Genomic DNA, 16,469 nt, shown 5'->3' with positions numbered 1-16,469 from the left:
GGGCCGCCGCATACAGGCGGCCTGACGTCCGGCACTTCGGCTGTTTTCCCGGGCACCCTTGGTGAACGGAGATGTCCACGAAATCCGGAGCGGACCCCTGCCGTTGGGGTAGTCATATTTTCCAATATCGGGAGCAGTGACCACGGGTAAGTTGCAGGGAAAAGTAGCGGTCGTCACCGGCGGCACGACGGGGATCGGGCTGGCCACCGCAAGGCTCTTCGCCAAAGAAGGTGCCTATGTCTTCATCACGGGACGCCGTCAGAAAGAACTCGATGAAGCCGTGAAGGCGATCGGGGGCAACGTGTCCGGTGTGCAGGGAGACGTCACAGAGCTGACCGACCTTGACCGCCTCTACGCGAGCGTCGAGGCGAAGGGGCGAATCGATATCGTTTTCGCCAATGCCGGCCTGGGCGAACTCGTTTCACTGGAAGACGTCACGGAAGAAATTTTCGACAAAATTTTCAACGTAAACGTGAAGGGGGCGCTCTTTACGGTACAAAAGGCCCTGCCGCTATTGAATGACGGTGCCTCCATCACACTGCTGCTCGCGGCGACACGAGCTCACGACGCCTTCGCGCAGATTACGTCCACCATTCCCATGGGCCGCCTGGGCGAGCCCGACGAAGTCGCCAAGGCGGCACTTTTCCTGGCCTCGGACGACTCCAGCTTCGTCACGGGGATCGAACTGTTCGTTGACGGCGGCAGAGCGCAGATCTGATGCCGTGACGGCGTATCCGTCCTCCTTCTGCCCTAGGAGCCCGCCCCATGGACATCTCCTGCCAGTTCGCCACATCCCTGCACTCGCCCGAACACGTCGCCGTCGCCGAGCAGTTGGGCTACCACCGCGCCTGGCTCCACAACACTCCCGCCCAAAGCCCCGACGTCTGGGCGATGCTGGCGCTGGCCGCCGAACGCACCCACCGCATCGGTCTCGCGCCCGGCGTCCTCGTCCCGACACTGCGCCATCCGATGGTCAACGCCTCCGGTGCCGCCACACTCGCCGCCGTCGCACCCGGCCGGGTGGCCCTCGCCTTCGGCACCGGGTTCAACGGCACGCGCGCCCTCGGAGCACCCCCGGCCACCTGGTCCTACCTCAGCAGATACGTCCGAACAGTACGAGGCCTGCTGCGCGGTGACACCGTGCAATGGGACGGCGCCCCCATCCGCATGATGCATCCCGGTACGAACGCACCGCGGCGCCCCGTCGACATCCCGGTGCTGGTGTCCGCTCTCGGCCCCAAAGGTCTCGCCGTCACCCACGAGATCGCCGACGGCCTCTTCACCGTCAATGGCGAAACCGCCCACGCCCACGAATTCACCTGGTCCGCCCTGGGCATCCACGGCACCGTCCTGAGCGAGGACGAACCACTCGACTCCTCCCGCGTCCGTGCCGCCGCCGGCCCCGGCAACGCTCTGGCCTACCACGCCGCCTACGAATTCGGCGGCGACCCCACTTCCCTGCCCGGCGGACAAGCCTGGCTCGACATCATCACCGCACACCCCCACGGCGAGCGCCACCTCGCCGTACACGATCAGCACCTCACCGACCTCAACGCGGCCGACAACGCCGCCTGGAACGCCGGAAGCTGGCAGGCAGTCACCTCCACCACCGTCACCGGAACCCCCGACCGCATCCGTGACCAGCTCAGCACCTACGCCCAGGACGGCATCACCGAAATCGTCTACCAGCCCACCGGCCCCGACATCCCCGGCGAACTCGAACGCTTCATCGCCATCGCCGGCGACGCACACCCCGAGGTGCGCCAAGCCCGGCGCGCGAGCTGAGGCGGCGGGCGCCCCCCCCGTCACATTCCCGTGGATCGTGGCCCACCGAAAGTCGTTGCGGCCCCACAAGGGGAGCGATCGAGGACGCCGTCCTAGACTCGAAGCACGGCCACGGGGGACCCCACCCCAGGAGGACGCGATGGTGCGGCAGACCAGGCTGGCCGGTGAGTCAGGGGCGTATCTCGGTGCCCGCGAGGAGCTGCGGCTGGCCGAGGTCGAGCTGATGCGGCGCCGGGAGGAGGTCGCGGCGCTGCGGCGGGCGCTGCCGCAGGGACCGGCCGTCGACGACTACGTCTTCGTCGAAGGGCCCGGCGATCTCGGCGCCGGTGACACCCCGGTGCGCGAGGTCGCGTTGAGCGAGCTGTTCTCCGGGCCCGAACGACCGCTGATCGTCTACCACTTCATGTACGGCAAGCTGCAGAGCAGCCCCTGCCCGATGTGCACGATGTGGATCGACGGCTACAACGGCATCGCCCACCACGTGGCCCGGAACGCGGACTTCGCCGTCGCCGCGGCCGCCGATCCGCCCGCCCTCCGCCGGTACGCCCGCGACCGCGGCTGGCACCGGCTGCGGCTGCTCAGCTGTGGTGACAGCACGTTCAAGTACGACCTGGGCAGCGAGGACGAGGAGGGCGCGCAGGACTCCACGGTCTCCGTCTTCACCCGCGACGGCGACGGCACGGTCCGGCACACCTACTCCGCGCATCCGCGCATGGCCGCCGACATCCAGGAGCGCGGCATCGACCTGCTGACACCCGTCTGGCACCTGCTCGATCTGACCCCGCGAGGGCGAGGCGGCTGGTACCCGACCATCGGCTACTAGGACACCCGCAGGACATGCGGGCACGGACGAGCGCCCGCCCTCAGGGGAGTGGAGGGCGGGCGCTCGGCGGGCGTGATCGGGGTCGGCGGTCCGTCGCCGCGGGCTCACGCGTTCTTGATCGCGGAGATGTCGAAGTTCAGCTTGATCTTGTCGGAGACCAGGACGCCGCCGGTCTCCAGCGCCGCGTTCCAGGTCACGCCCCAGTCGGAGCGCTTGATCTCGGCCTTGCCCTCGAAGCCGACGCGCTCGTTGCCGAACGGGTCCTTGGCGGCGCCGTTGAACTCCAGGTCGATGGTGACCGGCCGGGTGACACCGAGGATCGTGAGGTCGCCGGTGATGCGGTAGTCGTCGCCGCCGAGGGCCTCCGCCTTGGTGGAGCGGAAGGTCATCGTCGGGAACTCGTCCGTCTTGAAGAAGTCCGCCGACTTCAGGTGACCGTCACGGTCCGGGCTGCCCGTGGTGATGCTCTCCATCGTGATGTCGAGGGAGGCGGTGGACTTCGCCGGGTCCGAGCCGTCCAGGTGCAGCGAGCCCTCGAACTGCTGGAAGCTGCCCTTGACGTTGGTGACCATCGCGTGGCGGGCTACGAAGCCGAGCGTGGTGTGCGCCGGGTCGATCGTGTAGTCGCCGGTCAGCGCGGCCGTGCCGGCGCCGGGGGCGGTGGCGGTGTCGTCGTTCTTGCGGCCGAAGATACCCATGACGTGCTCCTTGAGGGGGACGGGTCGCGGCCTAGGAGCGGTGGATGCCGAAGGCGCGGACCGTTGATGTTTAACGTTCAACGAACTCAACGGCGCCTACCGTTGCCCTATTCCGTACAACCTTCAACATCATCCGTTCGTGTGTCGCGCTCATTACGCACCGTAATGCTGTATCTGCCGATTCGCGACACGGCGGGAGGGTGTGGCGAGGGTGCGGTTAGGCTCGGAGGAAGTGGAGTCGGAGGGGGCGGGGGACCGCCGTCCGGGGGCCCCGTCACTCCGGGGGTGGTATGGGCCGGCCATGAATGTGAGGCGCGTCTCAGGCCCCGCCTTTGTGGCACCCCTACAACGCCATAGCCCTCTGAGCAGTCGGAACGGCTGCATGTTGTTCTGGTTCTGTTCAGTGGTTCCAGGAAAACGGGTCGGAGACTGTACGGAGTCGACGTCTCGTAATCCTTGGTGTCCTTCGTAAGGTCGCTACATGACCGTTTTGGAAGAGACGACGGGTGAGCCCACCGGCGAGCCGACGGACGCGCGCGGGCGGGTCGCCGAGCTGCACGAGATCCGTGCGGCGGCCGTGGCGGGGCCCAGCGAGAAGGCGACCGAGGCGCAGCACGCCAAGGGCAAGCTCACGGCCCGGGAGCGCATCGAGCTGCTCCTGGACCCGGACTCCTTCCAGGAGGTCGAGCAGCTGCGCCGGCACCGCGCGGTCGGCTTCGGCCTGGAGGCCAAGAAGCCCTACACCGACGGCGTCATCACCGGCTGGGGCACGGTCGAGGGCCGTACGATCTTCGTCTACGCCCATGACTTCCGGATCTTCGGCGGCGCGCTGGGCGAGGCCCACGCCACCAAGATCCACAAGATCATGGACATGGCCATCGCGGCCGGCGCCCCGCTGGTCTCCCTGAACGACGGCGCCGGCGCCCGTATCCAGGAAGGCGTCTCCGCGCTCGCCGGCTACGGCGGCATCTTCCAGCGCAACACCAAGGCGTCCGGTGTCATCCCGCAGATCTCCGTGATGCTCGGCCCGTGCGCGGGCGGCGCGGCCTACAGTCCCGCCCTCACCGACTTCGTCTTCATGGTCCGCGAGACCTCGCAGATGTTCATCACCGGCCCGGACGTCGTCAAGGCGGTCACCGGCGAGGAGATCACCCAGAACGGCCTCGGCGGTGCCGACGTGCACGCCGAGACCTCCGGCGTCTGCCACTTCGCGTACGACGACGAGGAGACCTGCATCGCGGAGGTCCGCTACCTCCTCTCCCTGCTCCCGCAGAACAACCGCGAGAACCCGCCCCGGGTCGACTCCACGGACCCGGTGGACCGCCGCAGCGACGTCCTCCTGGACCTGGTCCCGGCCGACGGCAACCGGCCGTACGACATGACCAAGGTGATCGAGGAGATCGTCGACGACGGCGACTACCTGGAGGTCCACGAGCGCTGGGCGCGGAACATCATCTGCGCGCTGGCCCGGATCGACGGCCAGGTCGTGGGCATCATCGCCAACCAACCGCAGGTGCTGGCAGGCGTCCTGGACATCGAGGCGAGTGAAAAAGCTGCGCGCTTTGTCCAGATGTGTGACGCTTTCAATGTTCCGATCGTCACTTTCCTGGACGTACCGGGCTTCCTCCCCGGTGTCGACCAGGAACACGGCGGGATCATCCGCCACGGCGCGAAGCTCCTCTACGCCTACTGCAACGCGACCGTGCCCCGGATCTCCCTGATCCTGCGTAAGGCGTACGGAGGTGCCTACATCGTCATGGACTCCCAGTCGATCGGTGCCGACCTGACGTACGCCTGGCCGACCAACGAGATCGCGGTCATGGGCGCCGAGGGTGCGGCCAACGTGATCTTCCGTCGGCAGATCGCCTCCGCCGAGGACCCCGAGGCCATGCGGCAGAAGATGGTCAAGGAGTACAAGGCCGAGCTCATGCACCCCTACTACGCGGCCGAGCGCGGCCTGGTCGACGACGTCATCGACCCGGCCGAGACCCGCGAGGTGCTCGCCAAGTCGCTGGCGATGCTGCACACCAAGCACGCCGACCTGCCGTCACGTAAGCACGGCAACCCCCCGCAGTAATCCTGCGGAAACCTCTCTCACGGAGACTGAATCCATGAACGTCCCTGACATTCGCGTGGAGAAGGGCAACGCCGACCCGGAGGAAGTCGCCGCCATAACGGCGGTCCTCCTGGCCCGCGCGGCCGCCCGGCCGACCGCCGACACCGAGCAGACCCACCGAGGCCGCGCGAAGGCCGGCTGGCGCCGCCTGGAACGCGAGAACGGCTTCCGCGCCCCGCACAGCTGGCACTGAGCTCTCGGCACAGCGTCGACCACGGCCCCGCTCCTCCTTCGGGAGGGCGGGGCCGTGGTCGTGCTCCCGTGGCGTCACCGACTACGGTGCCGAACCTTGCCGAACCTTGCCGAACCTTGCCGGACCTGCCGGGCGGCCGGCTCGCCCCTGAGCGACCCGTGGGCCGCCTGCGGCCGCCGGGCCCGGCTCCCTCTCCCGGAGGCTCTGTCGGGCCGCAGGAGCGGCCCCACGGCGCTGCGGGCGCGGGTCCGGCGCACGCCGGCGCGCCGGCGGGGTACGACGGGCGCAGTACGACGAAGAGGGACCCGAAGAGCGGGGTCTGACGAAGCGGCACACGACCGGGCATGACAAAGGGGCCCGTTCCGGACGGAAGGGGCCCCTCGGAGAGACAACCGCTAGCGCAGGCGGGCCATCAGGGCGTGTTCGACCAGGGTGATCAGGGCCGACTTGGCGTCCGCGCGGTGGCGGGCGTCCGTCGTGATGATCGGGGTGTCGGGGCCGATCTGGAGCGCCTCGCGAACCTCTTCGGGGTTGTACGGCTGGCTGCCGTCGAAGCCGTTGAGGGCGACGACGAACGGCAGACCGCTGTTCTCGAAGTAGTCCACCGCGGGGAAGCAGTCGGCGAGGCGGCGGGTGTCCACGAGGACGATGGCGCCGATGGCGCCGCGTACCAGGTCGTCCCACATGAACCAGAAACGGTCCTGGCCCGGCGTGCCGAACAGGTACAGGATCAGGTCCTGGTCGAGCGTGATGCGGCCGAAGTCCATGGCGACCGTGGTGGTCGTCTTGTCCCCGGTGTGGGTGAGGTCGTCGATGCCGGCCGACGCGGACGTCATCACGGCCTCTGTGCGCAGCGGGTTGATCTCCGAGACGGCACCGACGAACGTGGTCTTGCCCACGCCGAAGCCGCCCGCCACCACGATCTTCGCGGAAGTGGTGGAGCGGGAAGGACCGCCGCTAGAGCTTGCGAAGTCCACTGAGCACCCTTTCGAGCAGTGTCACGTCTGGCTGGCCGCCGGCGCTCTCGTCGCCGCCGGGCTGATGGATGGCGACCAGGCCCGCCTCCGCCAAGTCGGCGACGAGGATCCTGGCCACGCCGAGAGGGATCGACAGGAGGGCCGAGACTTCGGCCACCGACTTGATCTCCCGGCAGAGGTTGCAGATCCGCTGATGCTCGGGCAGCTGGCCCTGCATCTGGTGCGGCTGCGCGGTGGTGTGCACCAGTGCCTCGATGGCGAGCTGGTACCGCGGGCGGGTCCGCCCGCCGGTCATGGCGTACGGACGCACCAAGGGGTTGTTCGACGCCCCGGCGGGCGCCGGCTCGGGACGGCGCTGCGGCTGTACCGGCTGGATGCGCGGCGCCGGCGGCTGGTCGTACGGCGACGGGCCGGGGCCCTGCGGTGCGTACGGCTGCCGGTGGCTCGGGGCGGAGGGGAAGTTGTACCGGTTCGCGGAACCGTCGCCCTGGCCCTGCGCAGGACCGTACGACCAGTTGCCGTTATTCGAACCGCCTGGGGGTGTTGCCACTTTCTCTCCTCCTCCGACCGTGCCGGGCACCGTTCCCTATGGAGCCGCGTCCCGAAACCTTACGGCCCCGGGACGCCAAAACGCACCGTCTGACTGTTAGTTGAGAAGGCTTCCTTGGAGTTCCTGGCGCAGATCCGGGGTAAGAACCGTGCCCGCACGGTCCACCAAAAGGGCCATCTCGTAACCAATCAGGCCGATGTCGGCCTCCGGGTGGGCCAGAACGGCCAAGGACGACCCATCGGAAACGGACATGATGAACAGGAATCCCCGCTCCATCTCCACAACCGTCTGATTCACGCTGCCGCCCTCGAAAATCCGGGAGGCGCCTGCCGTCAGAGACGTCAGACCGGAGGCGACGGCCGCGAGCTGGTCGGCGCGGTCGCGGGGGAAGCCTTCGGACATCGCCAGAAGGAGTCCGTCGGCGGAGACCACCACCGTGTGGGACACCCCCGGGGTGTTGTCCACGAAGTTGGTGATCAACCAGTTCAGGTTCTGTGCCGCCTGGCTCATCGGGCTCACACTAACGCTCCTGGTTGTAGGTGCTGTCAGGACCGAAGCCCTGGCCGTTCGTTTCACTGCCTGCGTTGCGTCCGCGCTGGACGCCCCTGCGCAGGTTGCTCAGCCTGCCCCGGACGTCCTCCGGGGCGCGGGAGACCTGTGGGCCTCCCTGAGGGGTGTTCTCGGCGGCTCCCTCGACCAGGTTGGCCTTGGGGACCCGCCTCGGCAGGCCGGAGGACGTGACCCCGCCCGCCTTGGGCTTGCGCAGCTGCGACGCCTGCTGCCAGCGATCGTCGTTCGCCGAACGCCAGCTGCTGTCGCCGTTGGACTCCGGAGCCGAGGCTCGCGGAGCCGTCGGAGCCGAAGCCGCGGCCGGAGCCTGCTGCACGGGGGCCGCGCCGTTCGGGCCGCCCGGACCGCCGGATCCCCGGCGGGGCAGCCCGGCCTCGGTCAGCCGGTGACCCCCGGAAGGGGCCGCTCCCGGACGGTCGAAGCCTACGCGGTTCCGCTCGTCCACGTCACCGGCCTGCGCCGACTCCGCTTCCGGAGCGTACTGGGCCGGGTAACCGTTCTGGTAGCTGTCCTGCTGCTGCCCCTGCTGCGGCCAGTCGTCCTGGTAGGGCTGCTGCTCCCCGAACGCCGGGAACGACTCGGAGGCGGCGGCCTGGGCGGCCGCGGGCTCCTCCTGGACCGGTTCCGGATACGCGGGCTCCGGGTAGCCGCCGTTGGTGGCGAAGGGGTCGGCCGAGAACGTGTCGTTCCGCGGCAGGCCGCCGTTCGGCGCGTAGTACTGCTCGTCGTACGCGCCCTGCGACTGCTCCTGGTACTGCTGCCCGGCGTCGAAGCCCGTGGGCTGCTCCTGGAAGCCCGTACCGTTGCTGTCGTAGCCCTGCCGGCCCCGGTCGAACTCGTCGGCGTAAGCCGGGATCTCCGCGGTCTCCTGAGGGTTCTGCGGGAGCTGTGCCGCCTGCCCGGGCTGCGCCTGGGCCTCCAGGGCCGCACGGCGCTCCTCACGCAACAGGGAGCGGCCGACGGGGTCCAGGTCGCGGATGTCGTCGGGGACCTCCACGTAGCGGCTGTCGTCGAAGCCCAGCTCGGCCGCCGTACGCATCGGCTGGAGCTGCGGCTGCTGGCTGAAGTTCTCAGCCTGGAACTGCTGCTCCGGGATGATCTGCGAGACCGTGAACTCGTCGTGGTCCAGCGGCTGTTCGCCGCCACCGCCGTGCGTGATCGCGTCCGGCAGCATGACCAGCGAGGTGGTGCCGGCCTGCTCGCCGGAGGGCCGCAGCTGGACCCGGATGCCGTGCCGGTCGGAGAGCCGGCCGACCACGAAGAGGCCCATGCGCTGGGAGATCGCGGCGTCCACGGTCGGCGGGTTGGCCAGCTTGTGGTTGATGTCCGCGAAGTCCTCGGCGGTGAGGCCGATGCCCTTGTCGTGGATCTCGATCATGATGCGGCCGTCGGGGAGACGGGTCGCGGTGACGCGGACCTTGGTCTGCGGGGAGGAGAACGTCGTCGCGTTCTCCAGCAGCTCGGCCAGCAGGTGCACGAGGTCGGTGACCGCGCGGCCGTGGATCTCGGCCTCCGGGACGCCGGAGAGCTCGACGCGCTCGTACTGCTCCACCTCGGAGGAGGCGGCGCGCAGCACGTCGACCAGCGGGACCGGCTGGTCCCAGCGGCGGCCGGGCTCCTCGCCGGCGAGGACCAGGAGGTTCTCGCCGTTGCGGCGCATACGCGTCGCGAGGTGGTCCAGGCGGAAGAGGTTCTCCAGCTGGTCCGGGTCGGCCTCGTTGTTCTCCAGGTCGGTGATCAGGGTCAGCTGGCCCTCGATCAGCGACTGGTTGCGGCGCGACAGGTTGGTGAAGATCGCGTTGATGTTGCCCCGCAGCAGGGCCTGCTCGGCGGCGAGCCGGACGGCCTCGCGGTGGACCTGGTCGAAGGCGCGGGCGACTTCGCCGATCTCGTCGGTCGTGGTGATCGGGATCGGCGCCACCCGGGTGTCGACCCGGCCGGGGTCGGTGCGGGAGAGCTGGTCGACCAGCATCGGCAGGCGCTGCTCGGCGATGCCGAAGGCGGCGTTGCGCAGCTGGCGCATCGAGCGGGACATCTGGCGGGCCACCATGCCGGCCAGGATGAACGCCGCGAGCAGGGCGACCACGACCGCGGCACCGGTGATGAACGCGGAGGTCTTCGCGTCGTCGGCGATGCCGGAGGCCTCGCTCACCGCCTTGTCGGCCATGTCCGACTCGATCGTGCGGTAGGCCTGGTACTTGAGGGTGTTGACCGTCCACCAGTTCTCGGCGGTGACGCCCTGGGAGGCCAGTGCCTGGCGGGTGCTGGTATCGGTGTCCTGCAGCGTCGCCAGCGCCGAGACCATCGCGTTGTCCTTGGACGGCGGGGCCACGTAGTTCGGGTCCTTGGCCTTGGCCTGCTGGACCAGTGCCGCGCCGTCGGACTTGATCTTCTTCTGGAGGTCGTTCAGCTTCTGCGCGTCCGCCTCGGTGCCACCGCCGATGTACTCCTCGACGGCGATGCCCTCGAGATAGGCGTACGACGAGAGGGCGACCCGCTGGCTGGCCAGGTTGCCGGCGTCCGGGCCGGGCTTGATCAGCAGGTGCATGCCGATCGAGCGCTCCAGCGACAGGGCCGCCTTGGTGAGCGAGATGGCGTAGACGGTACGGCCGTAGGAGGTGATGTTTCCGGTGCCCAGACCGAGCTCGTTGGCGAACTCCATCAGCGGGTGGGCGACCAGGGTGTAACCCTCTTCGGTCTGCACACCGGTGAGCCTGGTGGTGTACGCCGCGGCACGCAGGTTTGTGAGTTTGGGCTCGGCCTCGCGGAACAGCTTCAGGCGGCGCTCCAGGCCGGCCTTCTGCGGCATGTTCTGCGCGGCCGCGTCGAAGGCGTCGGCGGCCTTGTCGGTCGCCGCGCGCGCCGCCGTGACGGTGGCCTTGTCCTTGTCCAGGAGCAGCGGCGCCGCGGTGGTGTCACGCTCGTTGTAGAGGGCGTCGGCGTAGCTGAGGGAGGCGCGGACCAGGCGCGCGGTGTTCTCCGCGTCCCGGGCCTCGTTCCAGGTGTCGATGGAGCTCTTCACCTGGAAGCCGCCCATGACCAGACCGACGACCACGGGTATGAGCAGAATCGCGTTCAGCCTGGTCGGCACTCGCCAGTTCCGCGGGGAGAAACGGCCGCCGCTCTTCGCGGGCGCGGCCGGTGGTTCCGCGGCTGGCACAGGGGTGGGCGCCGCAGCGCGCGGCGGCGGGGTGAAGTTGCCCCGTGCCGACGGCTCGGGACCGTTCTTGCTTCGCCTCACTCGACCAACAACCTCTCGGCGGCGGGCACCTATCGTCGTGCCGCAGTCTCTCAGAGCCCGGTGTGTCTCAGACCACTACTCAGTACGTCTTTGACTATTGGGCAGTTCAGGCATTCCAGCATGGGGGCCTGCGCACTTCCAAACAGCGGAAAGCGGTGGAGTGCGGTCTTGTAGGGCCCAGATAAAACGGTCATAAAGAGCGAGCCCCGCCAAAAGGCGGGGCTGTTGTGAGCGCAGCGGTACCGCGCGACCGCGACGCGTGGCGATACCACTGGATTCCTCTGCCGAAACGTTATGAACACCGGAGCCGACCGTGTCAAAGGCCACAGTCGGCTCCGGTTTCCGTACGACAACTGGCGTACACGACGAACGACTTGGGTGTTACCGCAGCCGTGCCATGAGAGCGTGCTCCACCAGTGTGATCAGCGCGCTCTTGGCATCCGCACGGTGCCGGGCGTCCGTGGTGATGATCGGCGCGTCAGGGCCGATCTGCAGCGCCTCGCGGACCTCTTCGGGCGTGTAGGGCTGGTGTCCGTCGAAGCCGTTGAGCGCTATGACGAACGGCAGACCGCTGTTCTCGAAATAGTCCACCGCCGGGAAGCAGTCGGCGAGGCGGCGGGTGTCCACCAGTACGACGGCCCCGATGGCGCCGCGTACCAGGTCGTCCCACATGAACCAGAAACGGTCCTGGCCCGGCGTGCCGAACAGGTACAGGATCAGGTCCTGGTCGAGCGTGATACGTCCGAAGTCCATGGCCACCGTGGTGGTGGTCTTGTCCCCGGTGTGGGTCAGGTCGTCGATGCCCGCCGAGGCGGACGTCATCACGGCCTCCGTGCGCAGCGGGTTGATCTCGGAGACCGCTCCCACGAACGTGGTCTTGCCGACGCCGAAGCCGCCCGCCACCACGATCTTCGCGGAGGTGGTGGCCCGACCTCCGTCAGAGCTTGCGAAGTCCACTGAGCACCCTTTCGAGCAGCGTCACGTCAGGTGCGCCACCGTTGTTCTCGTCGCCGCCCGGCTGGTGGATGGCGACCAGGCCGGCCTCGGCGAGGTCGGCCACCAGGATCCGGGCCACACCGAGCGGCATGGCGAGCAGCGCCGAGACCTCGGCGACCGACTTCACCTCACGGCACAGGTGGCAGATGCGCTGGTGCTCCGGGAGCAGCCCCATGAGCGCTGCCGGGTCGGCCGTCGTGCTGATCAGCGCCTCGATGGCGAGCTGATAGCGCGGCCGGGTCCGGCCGCCGGTCATCGCGTAAGGACGTACCAGCGGCTGGTCGCCCTCGTCCCCGTACGGCTCCGCGTACGGATCATGAGAGGCGGTGGGCGGGGTCATCGTTCCTCCGGGCGGGACAGCAAGTCGGTCAGTCGTGCCGTCGGACGTGGCCGGTGGGGGGATTGTGGCGGCCGGACGGTGATTTGGTGAGCTGGGTTGGATCCGGGCTGTCAGTGGAGCAGACTGCCTTGCAGTTCGGCGCGCAGGTCGGGCGTGAGCACCGCGCCCGCGCGGTCGACCAGGAGCGCCATCTCGTAGCCGACGAGGCCGATGTCGCACTCGGGGTGGGCCAGGACCGCGAGGGACGACCCGTCCGAGACGGACATCAGGAAAAGAAAGCCGCGCTCCATCTCGACGACCGTCTGTGCGACGTCGCCGCCCTCGAAGATCCGGGACGCCCCGGCCGTCAGCGAGGTGAGTCCGGACGCGACGGCCGCCAGCTGGTCGGCACGGTCACGGGGGAAGCCTTCGGACATCGCCAGAAGGAGACCGTCGGCGGACACGACGACGGTGTGGGACACCCCGGGGGTGTTGTCCACGAAGTTGGTGATCAACCAGTTCAGGTTCTGTGCCGCCTGGCTCATCGGACTCAACTAACGCTCCTGCTGGTGAGTGGGGCTCGGGAAGCTGCCGGTCTGCGGGCCGGTGCCGGCCTGCCGTCCCTGCGCGATACCCCGACGGAGATTGGTCAGCCGGCCGCGGACGTCATCAGGCGCACGCGAGACCTGCGGACCGGTGTGGTGCTGTTGCTGCTGAGCCGTGCCCGGGACGAGGTTCGCCCTGGGCACCCGGCGCGGCAGACCGGAGGTGGTGACACCGCCCGCCGCCGGCTGCCGTACACGCTCCGCCTGCCGGACGAGGTCGTCGTTCGGGGAGGTGCGCCAGGCTGCCTGCGCGGGACGCTGGGGGGCCGCGGCGGCCGGGGCCGGCGGCTGGGCAGGAACGGGCGGGATCGGCGCCGAGCCGTTTCCGTGGCCGTTGCTCTGCTGGTGCTGCTGTTCCTGCTGACCGCCGTGGAACCAGTTGGTCTCCAGCGTGTCGTACAGCGGGGTACGACCGTCACCGGGACCGCTGGCCGGCGGCAGCGCCTCGGGCTCCTGACGGGCCGGCGGGACCGGTGGACGCTGTACCGCGCCGAAGTCCATACCGCGGCCGTTGGTCCCCGGACGCTCGAACTGGCCCGTGCCGTGCTGACCGTTGCCGTTCTGGCCGTTGCCCGCGTAGCCGTTCTGGTGGCCCGGCAGGGAGTGCTGGCCGGTCGAGCCGTTGTCGTAGGACGGGGCGGCGAACTGGCCGGTGGAGCCGTTGTCGTAGCCCTGCGGGGCGGCGAACTGGCCGGTGTTCTGGGAGCCGCCCTGCGGCCCGGCCTGCCTGCCGAAGACGTCGGAGCGGACGAACTGCCCCGAGTCCTGCTGGCCGTTCACGTTGGGGCGGGGGAAGGATCCCGTGTCCTGCGGTCCGTTCGCGCCGGGGCGGGGGTAGGAGCCGGTGTCCTGCTGGCCGTTCACGTTGGGACGGGGGAAGGATCCCGTGTCCTGCGGTCCGTTCGCGCCGGGGCGGGGGTAGGAGCCGGTGTCCTGCTGGCCGTTCACGTTCGGGCGGGGGAAGGATCCCGTGTCCTGCGGTCCGTTCATGCCCGGGCGGGGGTACGAGCCGGTGGACGACGGCCCCTGCGGGATCGCCGGCATCTGCGAGGTGGCGCCCAGGTCCTGCCGGTCGTCGATGCGGGGCATCGGCGCGGTGTGGGCCGGGTCCTGCTCGTCGTGGCCGCGCGGGGTGTCCATCGCGGCCCGGGAGAGCGGCGGCTGGGCGTTGTCGTCGCTCCAGCTGGGCCTGCCCTGCTGCGGGTTGCCGCCGGGCAGCTCGGCCCGCGGGCCACCGCGTGGCGGCAGCTGGGGCTGACGGCCCTGGTCGGAGGGGGAGGCGGAGCGCTGCGGAGGGACCGGGCCCCGGTTGCCGAAGGCGTCCTGGTCGCCGAAGGCGCCGCCGCCGTTGGGCCGGCCCTGCGGGGGAGCCGCCGGACCCTGCTGGCCGCGGGCACCGCCCGGCGCGCCGGGCCGGCCGCCGTTCGGGCCCGCGCCGGGCAGCGCGGCCCGGGGACCCTGGCCCGCGCCGACCTGGCCGCGCGGAGCCGCACCGGCGCCGAGCAGTCCGCCGCCGGAGGGGCCGCCGGAACCGAGGGCACCACCGCGGGCACCGGCACCGGCACCGCCGCCGCCGAGGGCCGGGGCGGGGGCACCCGCACCGAGCGAACCACCGGCACCGCCCTGGCCGCCGCCACGCCGGGCAGCGGCCGCACCGGCCGCTGCCTGCGCGGCGGCCGGACCGCCGGACGACGCCGGGACGCCGGGCTTGCCGGGAGCGGGCTTCTTGCCGCCCTGGGCGACGTCGACGGGAAGCATGACCAGCGCGGTCGTACCACCGGAGTCGGAGGGACGCAGCTGGATGCGGATGCCGTGGCGCTGGGACAGCCGACCGACCACGAACAGACCCATGCGGCGGGAGACCGAGACGTCCACGGTGGGCGGCGAGGCGAGCCGCTCGTTGATCGCGGCGAGGTCCTCGGGGGAGAGGCCGATACCGGTGTCGTGGATCTCGATCAGGACGCGGCCGTCGGGCAGCGCGTGACCGGTGACCTTGACCTTGGTCTGCGGCGAGGAGAACGAGGTGGCGTTCTCGAGGAGCTCGGCGAGCAGGTGCACGAGGTCGTTGACGACACGGCCGGCCACTTCGGTGGTGGGTACGGCGGCCAGCTCGATGCGCTCGTACTGCTCCACCTCGGACGCGGCGGCGCGGAGCACGTCGACCAGCGGGACCGGGCGGGTCCAGCGGCGGCCGGGCTCTTCACCGGCGAGGACGAGGAGGTTCTCACCGTTACGGCGCATACGCGTCGCGAGGTGGTCGAGCTTGAAGAGGGAGGACAGCTGGTCCGGGTCGGCCTCGCGGGACTCCAGTTCGGAGATGAGCGAGAGCTGGCGCTGGATGAGGCCCTGGGAGCGGCGCGAGAGGTTGGTGAACATCGCGTTGACGTTGCCCCGCAGCAGGGCCTGCTCGGCGGCGAGGCGGACCGCCTCGCGGTGCACGTCGTCGAAGGCCGCGGCCACCTGGCCGATCTCGTCCCGGGAGTGCACACCGACCGACTCCACGGACGTGTCGACGTCCTGCGGGTCGGACTCGGACAGCTGCTTGACCAGCTCGGGCAGCCGGTCCTGGGCGACCTTGGTGGCGGTCTCCTGGAGGCGGCGCAGCGAGCGGATCATGGAGCGGGCCACGATGAAGGCGCCGACCAGCGACACGCCGAGGACGAGCAGGATCAGCGCACCGGAGATGATCGCTTCCTGCTCGGAGGAGGACCGCAGCTCGCGGGCCTTCTGCTCCATGTCCTCGAGCAGCGTGTGCTCGATCTTCTTCATCTGGTCGATCTTGGTCGAGCTGTCGTCCACCCAGTCGAGGTACGAGCGCTTGGACAGCTCGTTCAGACCGTTCTGGGCGCCCAGCGCGCGCTTGGCGTAGGTGTTGGCGGACTCGATCGTCGGGTTGTTCTCGTCGACCGGCTTGAGCAGCTCGGCCGCGTTGCCCGCGTAGATCTTCCGGAAGATCGTCAGTTCGGAGGTCTCGCTCTCCTGGGCCGACTCGCCGTACAGGCGGTCGTTCTCGGAGAGGTTGCCGAAGTTCTGGTTGTTGGCGGGCAGGGCCGCGGCGATGACCGCTCGCTGCACCGACGCGTACTCCTTGGCGGTGGAGAACGCCGCCAAGGCGCGGGTGCGCTGGATCATCTCCGGGTTGCTGGAGGCCTGCGCCATGTCCTGCGAGAGGTCGATCAGCTGGGTGATCAGCCGGTGGTAGGCCTCGACCGTCTGGGTCGAGTTCTCCTTCTGCTGATAGGCGTCCTTGCGGATCTTCGCCAGGTCGTCCAGCTGGCCGGCCAGACCGACGAGGCTGTCCCGGACGCCCTGGAGCTGACCGTTCTTGCTCGCGGTGTCGATTTCCTCGGAGGCGTTGAGGAAGTTCTCGCGGGCGCGGTCGGTCTTGTCCTCGTAGCCCTTGACCCCAGGGCTGGTGGGCGACTGACCGTGCGCCAGCGGACCGGCCGACTGGTGGCGCGCCTCCGGGGGCGCGGCGGGCCCCGCGGGGGGCGGGGTGGTGACCCGGTGAGCGCGGCGCGGGGTGGGCAGCGAGCCGCGCGGAGTGGTGCGGCCGGCGCCACCCACGCGGCGCCGGCTTGGTGGGGGGCGGCTGC

General features: G+C 69.8%; 14 protein-coding genes. 5 read left to right on the top strand and 9 right to left on the bottom strand.

What is annotated here, in order from left to right:
* The first annotated feature begins 136 nt into the window (after positions 1 to 136).
* From ACWGJB_RS28095 to ACWGJB_RS28085, 3 genes are all read left to right on the top strand, one after another.
* A complete protein-coding gene (locus tag ACWGJB_RS28095) occupies positions 137 to 718 on the top strand; it encodes an SDR family oxidoreductase (protein WP_453382843.1) in 582 nt (193 codons plus the stop codon).
* A 47-nt stretch (positions 719 to 765) separates the two neighbouring features.
* The gene (locus ACWGJB_RS28090; RefSeq protein ID WP_453382842.1) at positions 766 to 1,785 is read left to right on the top strand and encodes an LLM class flavin-dependent oxidoreductase; all 1,020 of its coding nucleotides are present in this window, start codon (positions 766 to 768) and stop codon (positions 1,783 to 1,785) included.
* A gap of 139 nt (positions 1,786 to 1,924) precedes the next feature.
* A complete protein-coding gene (locus ACWGJB_RS28085) occupies positions 1,925 to 2,608 on the top strand; it encodes a DUF899 family protein (RefSeq protein ID WP_453382841.1) in 684 nt (227 codons plus the stop codon).
* Positions 2,609 to 2,712: 104 nt separating this feature from the next.
* Here the strand turns inward: ACWGJB_RS28085 and ACWGJB_RS28080 are convergent, their stop codons facing one another.
* Entirely contained in the window at positions 2,713 to 3,306 is a 594-nt protein-coding gene (locus tag ACWGJB_RS28080; protein ID WP_453382840.1) for a YceI family protein, read from the bottom strand.
* 481 nt (positions 3,307 to 3,787) lie between these two features.
* Between ACWGJB_RS28080 and ACWGJB_RS28075 the strand changes: the two genes are divergently transcribed.
* Together ACWGJB_RS28075 and ACWGJB_RS28070 are read left to right on the top strand one after the other, a co-directional pair.
* Positions 3,788 to 5,383: an acyl-CoA carboxylase subunit beta gene (locus ACWGJB_RS28075; RefSeq protein WP_453382839.1), complete on the top strand. Its 1,596-nt coding sequence runs from the start codon at positions 3,788 to 3,790 to the stop codon at positions 5,381 to 5,383.
* A gap of 34 nt (positions 5,384 to 5,417) precedes the next feature.
* A complete protein-coding gene (locus tag ACWGJB_RS28070) occupies positions 5,418 to 5,615 on the top strand; it encodes an acyl-CoA carboxylase subunit epsilon (RefSeq protein ID WP_089098553.1) in 198 nt (65 codons plus the stop codon).
* Positions 5,616 to 6,010: 395 nt separating this feature from the next.
* Here ACWGJB_RS28070 and ACWGJB_RS28065 read toward each other — a convergent pair whose 3' ends face one another.
* From ACWGJB_RS28065 to ACWGJB_RS28030, 8 genes are all read right to left on the bottom strand, one after another.
* Complete coding sequence (locus ACWGJB_RS28065) at positions 6,011 to 6,592, bottom strand: GTP-binding protein (RefSeq protein WP_123973912.1); 582 nt, start codon at positions 6,590 to 6,592, stop codon at positions 6,011 to 6,013.
* Positions 6,573 to 7,142 (bottom strand): DUF742 domain-containing protein, encoded by a 570-nt coding sequence (locus ACWGJB_RS28060; protein WP_360484727.1) that lies wholly within the window; start codon positions 7,140 to 7,142, stop codon positions 6,573 to 6,575. The genes ACWGJB_RS28065 and ACWGJB_RS28060 overlap by 20 nt, the downstream gene beginning before the upstream one ends.
* A gap of 96 nt (positions 7,143 to 7,238) precedes the next feature.
* Positions 7,239 to 7,652, bottom strand: coding sequence for a roadblock/LC7 domain-containing protein (locus ACWGJB_RS28055; protein ID WP_093825739.1), 414 nt, complete (start codon positions 7,650 to 7,652; stop codon positions 7,239 to 7,241).
* A gap of 10 nt (positions 7,653 to 7,662) precedes the next feature.
* Positions 7,663 to 10,953 carry a nitrate- and nitrite sensing domain-containing protein gene (locus ACWGJB_RS28050; RefSeq protein ID WP_453382838.1) on the bottom strand — a complete coding sequence of 1,097 codons (3,291 nt, stop codon included), beginning with the start codon at positions 10,951 to 10,953 and terminating at the stop codon, positions 7,663 to 7,665.
* 381 nt (positions 10,954 to 11,334) lie between these two features.
* Positions 11,335 to 11,910 carry a GTP-binding protein gene (locus ACWGJB_RS28045; protein ID WP_046729249.1) on the bottom strand — a complete coding sequence of 192 codons (576 nt, stop codon included), beginning with the start codon at positions 11,908 to 11,910 and terminating at the stop codon, positions 11,335 to 11,337.
* A complete protein-coding gene (locus ACWGJB_RS28040; RefSeq protein WP_453382837.1) occupies positions 11,891 to 12,508 on the bottom strand; it encodes a DUF742 domain-containing protein in 618 nt (205 codons plus the stop codon). The genes ACWGJB_RS28045 and ACWGJB_RS28040 overlap by 20 nt, the downstream gene beginning before the upstream one ends.
* Positions 12,400 to 12,813 carry a roadblock/LC7 domain-containing protein gene (locus ACWGJB_RS28035; RefSeq protein ID WP_005479910.1) on the bottom strand — a complete coding sequence of 138 codons (414 nt, stop codon included), beginning with the start codon at positions 12,811 to 12,813 and terminating at the stop codon, positions 12,400 to 12,402. The genes ACWGJB_RS28040 and ACWGJB_RS28035 overlap by 109 nt, the downstream gene beginning before the upstream one ends.
* Before the next feature lie 9 nt (positions 12,814 to 12,822).
* Complete coding sequence (locus ACWGJB_RS28030; protein WP_453382836.1) at positions 12,823 to 16,440, bottom strand: nitrate- and nitrite sensing domain-containing protein; 3,618 nt, start codon at positions 16,438 to 16,440, stop codon at positions 12,823 to 12,825.
* Between the last annotated feature and the right edge of the window lie 29 nt (positions 16,441 to 16,469).

This window comes from Streptomyces sp. NPDC054813 (assembly GCF_053611365.1).
The sequence above is the reverse complement of the archived record's forward strand: the minus strand, read 5'-3'. Positions and strand labels throughout refer to the sequence as shown.